Raw genomic sequence first — 327 nt, forward strand, 5'->3', positions numbered from 1 at the left:
CCGCTGAGCATGAGGATATCTACCTCTTCCTAAAATTTCTCGACCAAGACAGCAGCTGGATCACCTACTACAAGATACTGGACACTCTTGAGACATGGGAAAGACGGAAGGGTCTCAAGGCTTTTAGAAGCAAGCGAAAAGAGAAGAAATTCACCTGTTCAGCCAACAATTTCAGCTTGAACGGCTTCGATGCTAGGCACGGCTTTCAAGAAATGATGCAACAGCCCGCGCAGGTTTCAATGACGATTGATGAAGGCCACCAGTTCATCACGGGGCTTGTCAAAGACTACCTTCAGCAAGCTCATCCCCAGTTCGTAAAGTTTAGAT

At 47.1% G+C, this 327-nt stretch carries 1 protein-coding gene; it reads left to right on the forward strand.

From position 1 onward, the window contains the following. Window positions 1–327, forward strand: a 327-nt coding sequence (locus KMS84_RS44275) for a hypothetical protein (RefSeq protein WP_256921498.1), incomplete at both ends; no start/stop codon positions are given.

It is taken from the genome of Streptomyces hilarionis, from assembly GCF_024539675.1.
Classification (GTDB): domain Bacteria; phylum Actinomycetota; class Actinomycetes; order Streptomycetales; family Streptomycetaceae; genus Streptomyces; species Streptomyces hilarionis.